Source organism: Streptomyces sp. Ncost-T10-10d, assembly GCF_900091955.1.
Taxonomy (GTDB): domain Bacteria; phylum Actinomycetota; class Actinomycetes; order Streptomycetales; family Streptomycetaceae; genus Streptomyces.
The window spans coordinates 1-12,376 of sequence record NZ_FMDF01000232.1 but is presented as its reverse complement, the minus strand read 5'-3'; the positions used below and the strand labels follow the sequence as shown (position 1 = coordinate 12,376).

Here is a 12,376-nt window from a genome sequence, read left to right as displayed (position 1 = left end):
GCCGCAATCCGTCCGTGCCGACGAGAGTAGAGGCATGAACACATTCCTGAACGTCCTGGGCATAGCCGCACTTATTGCCCTCTTTCTGCTGCCCACTCTCGCCGGGCTCGCCCGGGAGCGCCGCATCGACCGCGAGCTGCGGGAAGCGGAACGGGAACGGGGGACGCGCCCCCGGAAACGGCGGACGCCGCGCGGCCCGTCACGGCTGCGCGGCGCCCCTACCTCAGAAGCTGGGCCAGGATCTAGCTAGAAGTCGTCGTCGAAGGCGACCGAGCCCTCCACCGCCACCTGGTAGGCGGACGGCCGACGCTCGAAGAAGTTCGTCAGCTCCTGCACGCCCTGCAGCTCCATGAACGAGAACGGGTTCTCGGAGCCGTAGACGGTCGGGAAGCCCAGCCGGGTGAGCCGCTGGTCGGCCACGCACTCCAGGTACTGGCGCATGGACTCGGTGTTCATGCCCGGCAGTCCGTCGCCGCACAGGTCCCGGCCGAACTGCAGCTCCGCGTCGACAGCCTCCTTCAGCATGTCGGTGACCTGCTGCCGGAGCTCGTCGTCGAAGAGGTCCGGCTCCTCCTTGCGAACGGTGTCCACGACCTCGAACGCGAAGTTCATGTGCATCGTCTCGTCACGGAAAACCCAGTTGGTGCCCGTGGCGAGACCGTGCAGCAGACCCCGCGAGCGGAACCAGTAGACGTACGCGAACGCGCCGTAGAAGAACAGGCCCTCGATGCACGCCGCGAAGCAGATCAGGTTCAGCAGGAAGCGACGGCGGTCGGCCTTCGTCTCCAGCCGCTCGATCTTCTCGACCGAGTCCATCCACTTGAAGCAGAACTGCGCCTTCTCACGGATCGACGGAATCTCCTCGACCGCGTCGAACGCGGCGGCACGGTCGTCCGGATCGGGCAGATACGTGTCGAGCAGCGTCAGATAGAACTGGACGTGCACGGCCTCCTCGAAGAGCTGCCGCGACAGATACAGCCGCGCCTCGGGGGAGTTGATGTGCTTGTACAGCGTCAGCACGAGATTGTTGGAGACGATCGAGTCGCCCGTCGCGAAGAACGCGACGAGCCGGCCGATCATGTGCTGCTCGCCGGGCGAAAGCTTGGCGAGGTCGGCGACGTCGGAGTGGAGGTCGACCTCCTCCACCGTCCAGGTGTTCTTGATCGCGTCGCGGTAGCGCTCGTAGAAGTCCGGGTAGCGCATGGGCCGCAGAGTCAGTTCGAAGCCCGGGTCGAGCAGGTTCTTCTCGGAGTTGGTGGAGCTCATTACTGGCAGGCCTCGCAGGACTCGGGGTTTTCGAGGGAGCAGGCGATCGCGTCCGCGTCGGGAGCCTGGGCCTGCTGCACGGGAATGGGGGCGGCGGCCGAGGCCTGGCCGGAGGCCGCACGGGCGATCCGGGTCGCCGGGCGCGAGCGCAGGTAGTACGTCGTCTTCAGCCCCTTCTTCCAGGCATACGCGTACATCGAGGAGAGCTTGCCGATCGTCGGCGTCTCCATGAACAGGTTCAGCGACTGGCTCTGGTCGAGGAACGGCGTGCGGGCCGCCGCCATGTCGATCAGACCGCGCTGCGGGATCTCCCACGCCGTGCGGTACAGCGCCCGCACATCCTCCGGGATCCAGGCGAAGCCCTGTACGGAACCGCTCGCCTCGCGCAGTGCCTCACGGGTCCGCGCGTCCCACACGCCCAGCTGCTTCAGCTCCTCCACCAGATACGCGTTGACCTGGAGGAACTCACCGCTGAGCGTCTCGCGCTTGAAGAGGTTGGAGACCTGCGGCTCGATGCACTCGTACACACCCGCGATCGAGGCGATCGTCGCCGTCGGCGCGATGGCGAGCAGCAGAGAGTTGCGCATCCCGGTCTTCGCGACCCGGGCGCGCAGCGCGTCCCAGCGCTCCGGCCAGTTCAGCTCGGTGTCGTAGTGGTCGGGGTGCAGCACACCGCGCGCGGCACGCGTCCGGGACCACGCGGGCAGCGGGCCGGAGCGCTCGGCGAGCTCGCAGGACGCCTCGTACGCCGCGAGCATGATCCGCTCGGAGATCTTCGTGGAGAGCGCGCGGGCCTCGGGGGAGTCGAACGGCAGTCGCAGCTGGAAGAAGACGTCCTGCAGACCCATCGCTCCCAGGCCGACGGGGCGCCACTTTGCATTGGACCGGCCGGCCTGCTCGGTCGGGTAGAAGTTGATGTCGACGACCCGGTCGAGGAAGGTCACGGCGGTGCGGACCGTCGCGTCCAGCCGCTCCCAGTCGATGCCACCGTCGGCGACGAACGCACCGAGGTTGACCGAACCCAGGTTGCAGACGGCCGTCTCGCCGTCATCGGTGACTTCGAGGATCTCGGTGCAGAGATTCGACGAGTGGACGACGCGGCCCGGCTCGGCGGTCTGGTTCGCGGTCCGGTTGGAGGCGTCCTTGAACGTCATCCAGCCCTGGCCGGTCTGCGCGAGGGTACGCATCATCCGGCCGTACAGCTCTCGGGCCGGCATCGACTTGCGGGCCAGGCCCTTGGCCTCGGCTGCGCGGTACGCGGCGTCGAACTCGTCGCCCCACAGGTCGACCAGCTCGGGCACATCGGCGGGGGAGAACAGCGACCAGTCGCCGTCCGTGTCGACCCGGCGCATGAACTCGTCCGGGATCCAGTGCGCCAGGTTGAGGTTGTGCGTACGCCGCTGGTCCTCGCCCGTGTTGTCGCGCAGCTCCAGGAACTCCTCGATGTCCGCGTGCCAGGTCTCCAGGTAGACGGCGGCGGCGCCCTTGCGGCGGCCACCCTGATTGACCGCGGCGACGGAGGCGTCGAGCGTCTTCAGGAACGGCACGATGCCGTTGGAGTGCCCGTTGGTGCCGCGGATCAGTGAACCGCGTGCGCGGATGCGGGAGTACGAGAGACCGATGCCGCCCGCGTGCTTGGAGAGCCGTGCCACCTGGTGGTAGCGGTCGTAGATCGAGTCGAGCTCGTCGAGCGGGGAGTCCAGCAGATAGCAGGAGGACATCTGCGGATGCCGGGTGCCGGAGTTGAACAGGGTCGGCGAGGACGGCAGGTAGTCGAGCCGGCTCATCAGCCCGTACAGTGCCGCGACTTCGTCCAGGGCGCGCTTCGAGTCGTCCTCGGCGAGCCCGGCCGCGACGCGCAGCATGAAGTGCTGCGGCGTCTCGATGACCTGGCGGGTGTGCGGGTGACGCAGCAGATAGCGGCTGTGCAGGGTCCGCAGCCCGAAGTAACCGAAGCGGTCGTCGGCGCCGTCGGTCAGTGAACCCTCCACCAGTGCGTCGAGCGCGGCCGCGTGCAGCGCGACGAACTCGGCGGTACGGTCCGCGATCAGGCCCACCCGGTGCCCGACGGCCACCGAGGCGGAGAAGGACACCGCGCCCTGGCCCGCCGCCTCGTCCGCGATGGTGCGGGTCAGCAGCCTGGCCGCGAGCCGGGAGTAGGCGGGGTCCTCGGAGATCAGCCCCGCGGCGGCCTCCGTGGCCAGCGAGCGCAACTCCGCCTCGTCCGACCGGGCGTTGCGGCCGCGCAGCGCGGCGGCGGCGACGCGACCGGGGTCGGTGTCGGGCAGATCGACGGTGAGGTCGGTCAGGGTCCGCAGCAGTGCGGTCCCCGGTCCGTCGTGTGCGGTTCCCTCGGACTCGGCCGCTTCGGACACGGCGACTGAAGCCGGATCGGCTGGCGCGATGGTCACGTGGTGCTCTCCCTCGCTCGGCTCGGGGCCGGCGGGGAGCGGGGCAGCCGGGCAGAGGCGGGCCCGCGTCGGGCAGCACTCATTACGGCGTCCACCGGCCCATCCGCGAGGCCCGGACGTCTGGCATCCGGTTCGGTCGAGCCGGATGCGCTGTCGGCAGGTCCTCGGACTTACTTGAGGGTGCGCAAAAGCGCACCGAATACACCGTTGCGGGACAGTTCCGGATTCGCACCGGATTTCCCTGCGGCGACAGCGAGCACGAGCATACATGTGGGGGCCGCCCGATCAGACAGCCCCCACATGTTGTGTCGCGCAACAGAATTCGGGATGCGCGTACGGCCCGCCGCTGAGCGCACGGACGGCCCGCCGCGCCCCGCTGGAGGGGCCTCGACGGGCCGTCCTACGGCTGTGGGAGCGGTCGTCAGTGGCCGCCGCCCGGCGCCCCTGCCGTGGCCGGCGGGAGCTCCACCTGGACGCCCTTGTCGCCCGCGTCGGCCGTGTAGTCGGCCGGGGAGGTCTCGTCGGTCCCGGCGGGTGCCTTCACGGCGTTCAGGACGAAGGTGAGCACCACCGTCACCACCACGTTCAGCACGAACGCGGTCAGACCGATGTAGCCGATCTCGCCGATGCCCGGGATCTCCTTGGACGACCCGCCGAAGTGCGCCTGGGTCGGGCTCGCGACCCCGTACGCCGCCACCGTCCCGTACACCATGCCGACCGCCCAGCCCGCGAGCAGCGCCCAGCGGTGGAACCAGCGCGTGAACAGGCCGCCGACCAGGGCCGGCATCGTCTGGAGGATCCAGATCCCGCCGAGCAGCTGGAAGTTGATCGCGACCGTCTTGTCCATGGTGAGGACGAAGGCGAGCGCGCCGACCTTCACCAGCAGTGACACCAGCTTGGAGACCTTCGTCTCCTGTTCCGGGGTCGCGTCCGGTTTGAGGAAGTCCTTGTAGATGTTGCGGGTGAAGAGGTTCGCCGCGGCGATCGACATGATCGCGGCGGGCACCAGGGCGCCGATGCCGATGGCGGCGAACGCGACCCCCGCGAACCAGTCGGGGAACATGTTCTCGAACAGCTGGGGGATGGCCAGCTGTCCGTTGTCCACCTTGATGCCGGCGGCGATCGCCATGAAGCCGAGCAGCGCCAGCAGGCCCAGCATCAGCGAGTACAGCGGCAGGATCGTGGTGTTGCGCCGGATCACATTGCGGCTGCGGCTGGAGAGCGTCGCCGTGATCGAGTGCGGATACATGAAGAGAGCCAGCGCCGAGCCCAGCGCCAGGGTGGCGTAACCCCATTGGCCGGCTTCGCCCGGCGCGAGCGCGCCGCGTGGCTTGCCGGTTGCCGGGTTGGTCTGGGAGAACGCCTCGCCCGCCTTGGCGAAGATGTCGTCGAAGCCGCCGAGCTTGATCGGGATGTAGATGATCGCCACCGCGATGACCAGGTAGATCAGTCCGTCCTTGACGAACGCGATCAGCGCGGGCGCCCGCAGACCGGACGAGTAGGTGTACGCGGCGAGCACCGCGAACGCGATCAGCAGCGGCAGGTCCTTGACGAACCAGTGGGTGTTCTCCCCACCGCCCACGCCCATCACGTCCAGCACGGCCTGGATGCCGACGAGTTGGAGCGCGATGTACGGCATCGTGGCGAGGATGCCCGTGACGGCGACCGCCAGCGAGAGCCCCTTCGAGCCGAAGCGCCCGCGGACGAAGTCCGAGGTGGTCACGTACCCGTGCTTGTGCGAGACCGACCACAGCCGCGGCAGGAAGGTGAAGATCAGCGGGTACACGAGGATCGTGTACGGCACGGCGAAGAAGCCTGCTGCGCCCGCCGCGTAGATCGCCGCGGGAACGGCGACGAAGGTGTACGCGGTGTACAGGTCGCCGCCGAGCAGGAACCAGGTGACCCAGGTGCCGAACGAACGTCCGCCCAGGCCCCATTCGTCGAGGCTGGCGTCGTTCTCGGCCTTCCGCCAGCGCGCCGCCAGGAAGCCCATGACCGTGACGGCCAGGAAGAAGAAGATGAAGACGCCGAGCGCGACGCCGTTCACGCCGTCCTTCATGCCGACGCACCCCCCTTGCGGGCGCGCTGGTCACGCTGCCACAGCTTGTACGCGATCATCGTGAGTGCGGTGGAGATCAGCACCCAGAGCATCTGGTACCAGTAGAAGAACGGAATACCGATGAAGGTGGGGTCCACCTTCGCATACGAACTCACCCAGAGCATCGCCACGAACGGCGCGATGAGACAGAGGGCGATGACCACCCGCACAGGTGTGACTGTGGGCGGTTTTCCTTCTGGGCCTGCTGGCATGCGGCGACTCCGTCCCCTCGCTGATCACCTGGTGTAATGCGCAGGAAATCTAGGGGAGGCTCCCGGTCACCGTCACCCCCTGTCCGCATTGCGGTCCGGCAACGGTCCTGTGTGCGGGTGCGAATGTTCAGAATGTTGTCAAACGTTCGACGCTTGGTCTGCACCAAGGCGTGCCGACGGCCCCGTGGAGTGATGGATTCCACGGGGGCCGCGACGGTTGCGCCCGGGGGTGTGTGGCCGGAATCGGTCGGCCGACGCACCCGGACCTCAGTCCGTCGGCCGCTTCAGGCGCGCCACGAACTTGTACCGGTCGCCCCGGTAGACCGAGCGCACCCACTCCACCGGCTCACCCTGCCCGTCGAGCGAGTGCCGGGACAGCATCAGCATCGGCAGGCCCACATCCGTACCGAGCAGTCCGGCCTCGCGCGGGGTGGCGAGCGAGGTCTCGATGGTCTCCTCGGCTTCGGCCAGCCGGACGTCGTACACCTCCGCCAGGGCGGTGTAGAGCGAGGTGTACTTCACCAGTGAACGGCGCAGCGCGGGAAAGCGTTTGGCCGAGAGGTGCGTGGTCTCGATCGCCATCGGCTCCCCGCTGGCGAGCCGCAGCCGCTCGATGCGCAGCACTCGCCCGCCGGTCGTGATGTCGAGCAGCCCGGCGAGCGTGTCGTCCGCCGTGACATAGCCGATGTCCAGCAACTGGGACGTCGGTTCGAGTCCTTGGGCGCGCATGTCCTCCGTGTACGAGGTGAGTTGCAGCGCCTGCGAGACCTTCGGCTTGGCGACGAAGGTGCCCTTGCCCTGGATGCGCTCCAGCCGGCCCTCGACGACCAGCTCCTGGAGCGCCTGGCGCACGGTCGTGCGCGAGGTGTCGAACTCGGCGGCCAGGGTCCGCTCCGGCGGCACGGGAGTGCCCGGCGGCATGGTGTCCGTCATGTCGAGGAGATGTCGCTTCAGCCGGTAGTACTTCGGGACGCGCGCCGTCCGCGTGGCCGCGCCCGTCTCGTTCTCCGTACTGCCCCCGTCGGCACCCATGGCCCGCCTTCCCGACTGCTGCGTTGCTGCCGTCACCGGCTCCTCCGTCTGTCGCGGCTCACATGGTGGCACGGTCCGGTCACGGCTCGTCGCCCTCCCTTAGGTGTCGGTCCTATAACGGACGCGAGTGCACTTCTTATACACCCTTGACACCCCTAAAGGTCTAGGCCAAGCTCCCGGTGCTGGTCTAAACCATTAAAGACCAGGTCCAGCCCCAGCAGTACTCGTCGAATGTCTTCGCGGTGGGCGGGGTTGCAGTATCCCTGAGGAGGGTTTGGCGTGAAGCGCAAGCTCATCGCGGCGGTCGGCGTCGCGGGCATGATGATCGGCCTGGCGGCGTGTGGGTCCGACGACGGCGACAGCAACAGCGGTAAGAAGACCGGCCCGGACAGCTACAAGGGCGAGACGCTCACCGTCTGGACGATGTCCGGATCGAACCCGCCCGGGTGGACCAAGACGGTCACCGATGAGTTCGAGAAGAAGACCCAGGCCAAACTGAAGATCGAAGTCCAGGACTGGAACGGTATTCAGCAGAAGGTCACCACGGCCCTCTCCGAGTCCAACCCGCCGGACGTCCTGGAGATCGGCAACACCCAGACCCCGGCGTACGCCAAGACCGGTGGCCTTGCCGACCTCGGTGACCTGAAGAAGGAGATCGGCTCCGCCTGGGCCGACGGCGTCAACCAGCCCTCCATATACGACGGCAAGCAGTACGCCCTGCCGTGGTACGTGGGCAACCGCGTCGTCATGTACAACAAGAAGGTCTTCAAGGACGCCGGTATCACCGAGACGCCGAAGACCCGTGCCGACCTCTTCAAGGCGTTCGACGCCATCAAGGCGAAGGGCGACGCCGAGCCCATCTACCTGCCCGGCCAGAACTGGTACTTCTTCGACGGCCTGCTCGTCGGCAAGGACGTCTCGCCGGTCAAGAAGGAGGGCGACAAGTACGTCTCCAACCTGGCCGACCCGAAGGTCGGCGAGGCCATGGACGTGTACAAGCAGTACCAGTCCTACTCCAAGGCTCCCAAGGACAAGGACGAGGCCACCCCGCAGCAGGCCGAGGTCTTCGCCAAGGGCAAGACCGGCGCCATCATCGCCATGGGCTACGAGGCCGGCACCGCCATCAAGGCCAACCCGAAGCTCAAGGACGACATCGGCTTCTTCACCATCCCCGGTGAGACGGCGGACAAGCCCGAGGGCGTCTTCCTCGGTGGCTCCAACCTCGCCGTTGCCGCGGGCAGCAAGAAGCAGGAGCTGGCCAAGGAGTTCCTGAAGATCGCGCTCTCCGAGAAGAACGACGGGGCGCTCATCAAGGAGGCCGGCTGGTCTCCGAAGAACGACGCCATGCAGCAGTACACCGTCGGCCAGCCCGCCGCCGAGGCGGCCGGCCCGGCCGCCGCCAAGTCCGGTGGCACCACCCCGCTGATCCCGGAGTGGGCGCCGGTCGAGAACCCGCCGAACCCGATCAAGACCTACATGACGCTGGTCCTGCAGGGCAAGTCGCCCGCCGACGCCGCCAAGCAGGTCGAGGGCGAGCTCAACAAGCGCCTCGGCCAGCAGCAGTAATCGCAGTAGCGCGTCCCGCGCCGGGGCGGCGGGTCCCGACCCGCCGCCCCGGTCGTACGCACCGTTCCGTGTAGGGCTTTGTTGGAAGAGATGGCGAGCATGGCAGTGCAAACCGATCCCTCGGATGTGGCCAAGACGGTCGCAGTCCGCGGGCAGGACGGGAAGACACCCGTCGGGCAGCACGGGGGCAGCAAGCGGAAGGTGGGTATCGGCGCAGCGCCGTACCTGTTGATGGTCCCCGCGCTTGCGGTGACGGCGATCTTCCTCGGGTACCCCTTGGTCAAGAACGCCATGCTGTCGTTCCAGAACCTCAATATGGGACAGCTGATCCAGCATGTCACCGAGTGGAACGGTTTCAAGAACTACCAGGAGATCCTCACCGGTGAGGACTTCTGGAAAGTCACGCTCCGCACGATCGTGTTCACCGGCGTCAACGTCGTTCTGATCATGATCATCGGCACGCTGGTCGGCCTGCTGCTCGCCCGTCTCGGCAAGAAGATGCGCCTCACCCTGATGGTCGGCCTGGTGCTCGCCTGGGCGATGCCGGTCGTGGCCGCGTCCACCGTGTTCCAGTGGCTGTTCGCCTCACGCTTCGGCGTCATCAACTACGCGCTGGACAAGCTCGGCTGGCACTCGATGGCCGACTTCAACTGGACCGGCTCGCAGTTCTCCACCTTCTTCGTGGTCACCCTGATGATCGTCTGGCAGTCGATCCCGTTCGTGGCGATCAACCTGTACGCGGCGACCACCACCATCGCCAAGGAACTGTACGAAGCCGCCTCGCTCGACGGCGCCGGCGTCTGGAAGAGCTTCACATCGGTGACGTTCCCGTTCCTGCGGCCCTTCCTCTACGCCACGACCTTCCTCGAGGTCATCTGGGTCTTCAAGGCATTCCCGCAGATCTTCACCATCAGTGAGGGCGGCCCCAACCGCCTCACCGAGACACTGCCGATCTACGCCTTCGTCGAGGGTGTCGGCAACCAGCACTACGGCATGGGCGCGGCGATCTCCCTGCTGACCATCCTGATCATGCTGGGGCTGACCTCGTACTACCTCCGCATCGTTCTCAAGCAAGAGGAGGACGAGCTGTGAAGCGCTCACTGCTCGGCCGCATCTGGCCCAACGCAACGGCGATCGTCCTCTTCGCCGCACTGGTCTTCCCCGTTTACTGGATGTTCAGTACGGCGTTCAAGCCGACCGGCGACATCATCACCGAGACGCCGGTCTGGTTCCCGACCGACGTCACGTTCGAGCACTTCAAGACGGCGTACCACGCACCGAACTTCCTGACTCTGGTCAGGAACTCGCTCACCGTCACGCTGCTCGCCGTGGTCTTCTCGCTGATCATCGCGCTCTTCGCGTCGTTCGCGCTGGCCCGGATGCGGTTCAAGGGCCGCAAGAGCATGATCCTGGTCTTCATGATCGCGCAGATGGCCCCGTGGGAAGTCATGGTCATCGCGATCTACATGCTGGTCCGCGATGCCGACATGCTCAACAGCCTGGTGCCGCTGACGCTCTTCTACATGGTGATGGTGCTTCCCTTCACGATCCTGACGCTGCGCGGCTATGTTGCCGCCGTGCCCAAGGAGTTGGAGGAGTCGGCCATGGTCGACGGCTGCACCCGCCCGCAGGCCTTCATCAAGGTGATCCTGCCGCTGCTCGCCCCCGGCCTCATGGCCACCTCGCTCTTCGGCTTCATCACGGCGTGGAACGAATTCCCGCTGGTTCTGATCCTCAACAAGGACCCCGAGGCCAAGACACTTCCGCTGTGGCTCTCCCAGTTCCAGAGTCAGTTCGGCGACGACTGGGGTGCCACCATGGCGGCGGCCTCGATCTTCGCCATCCCGATCCTCATCCTCTTCGTCTTCCTGCAGCGCAAGGCCGTCAGCGGCCTCACCGACGGCGCCGTGAAGGGATAACACCGCTCCATGACCACGCTGATATCCACCACGGACACCATCACCCGCGACGCCCTCGCCGTCCTGCAGCCCGGATTCACCGGCACCACCGCCCCGGACTGGGTGCTGCGCAGGGTCGACGAAGGCCTCGCCTCCGTCGCCCTGTTCGGCCGCAACATCCGGTCGGCCGAGCAGGTTGCCTCGCTCACCGCCCAGCTCAGGGCCGAGCGCGACGACCTCCTCGTCGCGATCGACGAGGAGGGCGGTGACGTCACCCGCCTCGAGGTGCGTACCGGCTCCTCCTTCCCCGGCAACCTCGCGCTCGGCCACGTCGACGACGTGGCGCTGACCCGCGCGGTCGCCCAGGAGCTGGGCCGCCGGCTCGCCGAGTGCGGCGTCAACCTCAACTGGGCGCCGTCCGCGGACGTCAACTCCAACCCGGGCAACCCGATCATCGGTGTGCGGTCCTTCGGCGCCGACAGCGAGCTCGTGGCCCGGCACACCGCCGCGTACATCGAAGGCCTCCAGGCCGCCGGAGTCGCCGCCTGCACCAAGCACTTCCCCGGGCACGGCGACACCGCGATCGACTCGCACCACGCGATGCCGCGCATCGACGTGGACCTGGAGACGCTGTACGCCCGTGAACTGGTGCCCTTCCGGGCGGCCATCGCCGCGGGTTCCAAGTGCGTGATGAGCGCGCACATCCTGCTGCCCGCCCTCGACCCGGACCGCCCCGCGACGGTGAGCCCGCAGATTCTCACCGGTCTGCTGCGCCAGGAGCTGGGGTACGACGGCCTGATCGTCACCGACGCCGTGGAGATGCAGGCCATCGCCGGGACGTACGGCATCGAGCGCGGCTCCGTCCTCGCGATCGCCGCGGGGGCCGACGCCCTGTGCGTCGGTGGTGGTCTGGAGGACGACGGCACGGTGCAGCGGCTGCGCGACGCGCTGGTCGCGGCGGTGCGCAGCGGTGAACTCGCCGAGGAGCGGCTCGCGGACGCGGCCGCACGGGTACGTGCCCTCGCGTCCTGGACACGGGGGGCCGGGGGAGCCGGTTCGCAGCCGGGCGCGGCAGTGCAGGAGAGGACCGCGTCCGGCACCGGGATCGGTTCCGACATCGGCCTGGTCGCCGCCCGCCGCGCGGTGAAGGTGACCGGCTCCGCCGAGCCGCTGACCGACCCCGCTTACGTTGCCGCGTTCACCTCCGCGTCGAACATCGCGGTCGGCGACGAGACCCCGTGGGGCGTCGCCGCGGAGCTGGGCCGGCTGCTGCCGGGCACGGAGACCGACACGTACAGCAGCGAGACCGAGGCACCCGTCGCCGCGGTGCTGCGGGCCGCGGGGGAGCGGCGCATCGTCGTGGTCGTCCGCGACGTCCACCGGCATGCCTGGATGGCCGAGGCCCTCAACGCCCTGGTGGCGGAGCGCCCCGACACGGTCGTGGTCGAAATGGGCGTCCCGCAGGCGGCCCCCAGGGGCGCCCTGCACCTCGCCACCCACGGCGCGGCCCGCGTCTGCGGCCTCGCGGCCGCGGAGATCATCGCCAGGGGTGCGGACCGCCCCCAGGCCTGACAGCAGGGCGTGATGCGGCACGAGGGGTCGCATCACGCCTGCCCCACCACCGGCAGGCGACGCCCGTCCAGATGGACGGGCGTCGCCTGCTGTACGAACCATCCAAGCCGCCCGGGCAACTCAAGCTGTTCCGGCAACTCCAGCCCTCCCCGCGTTCGAGGACACCCCGTCCACCCGGACACGCCGCCCCACGGCACGAGGGCCGGATCAAGTCCGTCCGGCGATTGAGGACAAGCACGTCCGCAGGACGCGTAACGGCATACGAGAGGGCCGGGGCACCCAAGAAGGGTGCCCCGGCCCTCTCCCCGCGTCCGGGACGAC

General features: G+C 67.9%; 9 protein-coding genes, 1 pseudogene and 1 riboswitch. Of the genes and pseudogenes, 5 read left to right on the top strand and 5 right to left on the bottom strand.

Annotated features, from left to right (window positions below; all coding sequences use genetic code 11):
* Window positions 1-34: 34 nt before the first annotated feature.
* Window positions 35-246, top strand: a pseudogene (locus GA0115254_RS47120) (hypothetical protein).
* Here GA0115254_RS47120 and GA0115254_RS42035 read toward each other — a convergent pair.
* The 5 genes from GA0115254_RS42035 to GA0115254_RS42015 form a co-directional block, all read right to left on the bottom strand.
* Window positions 247-1,266, bottom strand: coding sequence for a ribonucleotide-diphosphate reductase subunit beta (locus GA0115254_RS42035; protein WP_093900527.1), 1,020 nt, complete (start codon window positions 1,264-1,266; stop codon window positions 247-249).
* Window positions 1,266-3,677, bottom strand: a complete 2,412-nt coding sequence (locus tag GA0115254_RS42030; protein ID WP_093900526.1) for a ribonucleoside-diphosphate reductase subunit alpha — start codon at window positions 3,675-3,677, stop codon at window positions 1,266-1,268. The genes GA0115254_RS42035 and GA0115254_RS42030 overlap by 1 nt, the downstream gene beginning before the upstream one ends.
* Window positions 3,678-3,814: 137 nt before the next feature.
* Window positions 3,815-3,956, bottom strand: a riboswitch (cobalamin riboswitch).
* A gap of 142 nt (window positions 3,957-4,098) precedes the next feature.
* Window positions 4,099-5,736, bottom strand: a complete 1,638-nt coding sequence (mctP, locus tag GA0115254_RS42025) for a monocarboxylate uptake permease MctP (protein ID WP_093900525.1) — start codon at window positions 5,734-5,736, stop codon at window positions 4,099-4,101.
* Window positions 5,733-5,987 carry a DUF3311 domain-containing protein gene (locus GA0115254_RS42020; RefSeq protein ID WP_093900524.1) on the bottom strand — a complete coding sequence of 85 codons (255 nt, stop codon included), beginning with the start codon at window positions 5,985-5,987 and terminating at the stop codon, window positions 5,733-5,735. Before GA0115254_RS42020 ends, mctP begins: the two co-directional genes overlap by 4 nt.
* A 267-nt stretch (window positions 5,988-6,254) precedes the next feature.
* Window positions 6,255-7,019, bottom strand: a complete 765-nt coding sequence (locus GA0115254_RS42015) for a GntR family transcriptional regulator (RefSeq protein ID WP_072483818.1) — start codon at window positions 7,017-7,019, stop codon at window positions 6,255-6,257.
* 279 nt (window positions 7,020-7,298) lie between these two features.
* On the opposite strand from GA0115254_RS42015, the gene GA0115254_RS42010 reads away from it, so the two are divergent.
* From GA0115254_RS42010 to GA0115254_RS41995, 4 genes are all read left to right on the top strand, one after another.
* Window positions 7,299-8,585 (top strand): extracellular solute-binding protein, encoded by a 1,287-nt coding sequence (locus GA0115254_RS42010; RefSeq protein ID WP_093900523.1) that lies wholly within the window; start codon window positions 7,299-7,301, stop codon window positions 8,583-8,585.
* A 99-nt stretch (window positions 8,586-8,684) separates the two neighbouring features.
* Window positions 8,685-9,677, top strand: a complete 993-nt coding sequence (locus tag GA0115254_RS42005; RefSeq protein WP_093900522.1) for a carbohydrate ABC transporter permease — start codon at window positions 8,685-8,687, stop codon at window positions 9,675-9,677.
* Window positions 9,674-10,504: a carbohydrate ABC transporter permease gene (locus GA0115254_RS42000; RefSeq protein ID WP_093900521.1), complete on the top strand. Its 831-nt coding sequence runs from the start codon at window positions 9,674-9,676 to the stop codon at window positions 10,502-10,504. The genes GA0115254_RS42005 and GA0115254_RS42000 overlap by 4 nt, the downstream gene beginning before the upstream one ends.
* A 9-nt stretch (window positions 10,505-10,513) precedes the next feature.
* Window positions 10,514-12,055, top strand: coding sequence for a glycoside hydrolase family 3 protein (locus tag GA0115254_RS41995; RefSeq protein WP_093900520.1), 1,542 nt, complete (start codon window positions 10,514-10,516; stop codon window positions 12,053-12,055).
* Window positions 12,056-12,376: the final 321 nt, after the last annotated feature.

Bases quoted from the DNA above. Each gene is read 5' to 3' on its own strand.
- GA0115254_RS42035 (WP_093900527.1), bottom strand. From the start codon at position 1,266: ATGAGCTCCACCAACTCCGAGAAGAACCTGCTCGACCCGGGCTTCGAA.
- mctP (WP_093900525.1), bottom strand. From the start codon at position 5,736: ATGAAGGACGGCGTGAACGGCGTCGCGCTCGGCGTCTTCATCTTCTTC.
- GA0115254_RS42020 (WP_093900524.1), bottom strand. From the start codon at position 5,987: ATGCCAGCAGGCCCAGAAGGAAAACCGCCCACAGTCACACCTGTGCGG.
- GA0115254_RS42015 (WP_072483818.1), bottom strand. From the start codon at position 7,019: ATGGGTGCCGACGGGGGCAGTACGGAGAACGAGACGGGCGCGGCCACG.
- GA0115254_RS42005 (WP_093900522.1), top strand. From the start codon at position 8,685: ATGGCAGTGCAAACCGATCCCTCGGATGTGGCCAAGACGGTCGCAGTC.
- GA0115254_RS41995 (WP_093900520.1), top strand. From the start codon at position 10,514: ATGACCACGCTGATATCCACCACGGACACCATCACCCGCGACGCCCTC.